The sequence below is a fragment of the Desulfovibrio piger ATCC 29098 genome (genome assembly GCF_000156375.1).
In the GTDB taxonomy this organism is placed as follows: Bacteria; Desulfobacterota; Desulfovibrionia; order Desulfovibrionales; family Desulfovibrionaceae; genus Desulfovibrio; species Desulfovibrio piger.
On record NZ_DS996370.1, the window covers coordinates 1 to 629 of the forward strand.

Genomic DNA, 629 nt, shown 5'->3' on the forward strand with positions numbered 1-629 from the left:
AAAGCTGGTGGAAATCCCGGAACAGGGGCTGAACGCGGACATTCTGGCCTGGTTCCGTTGGCTGGTGAACGAATACAAGCCCGCGCGTTCCATCCTGCGGGCCATGTCCTGGAAGACCAACCTTGAGGATGAGACGGCCTTTACGGAGGGGGACGGCGTATGGCTTGCCGTCAAGCCTGAGTATGAAGACCGGCGCAAGTGGGGCTTTCCGCTGCATGACGGTTCCATCCGGTATGACAACGGCCTGTTCCGGGCGCATGACGGGCGTCTTTTCCACGACGGCGCCAACACGTACACGCGCTGGGAACCTTTTGGCCATCTGCATGATGCTCGGATTGAGAGTCTGGACGTGGCCGTGCGGCCCGTCATGGCGGACGCGGTGCGCTATGTGCCGTTGCATGACGGAGCGCTGCTTTATGACGGCCAGGGCCGACACGGCACGCTTGAGACCCCCGCCGTTGACACCCTGAACACGCGGCTTTCCGCACGGTGCCGGGAAGTATTGGACGTGCGGGAGGACGTGGAGACTCGTCTGAAAGTAACGGTCCTTGACGAAGTGGGTCGCTATCACGACGGCAGTATTACCCACGGACAGCGCTACATCAGCCTGTATAATGGCGCGTTTTTTC

At 60.7% G+C, this 629-nt stretch carries 1 protein-coding gene; it reads left to right on the forward strand.

Annotated elements, in window-relative coordinates; translation table 11 throughout:
* Positions 1-629, forward strand: a 629-nt coding sequence (locus DESPIG_RS14165; RefSeq protein ID WP_006009456.1) for a hypothetical protein, incomplete at both ends; no start/stop codon positions are given.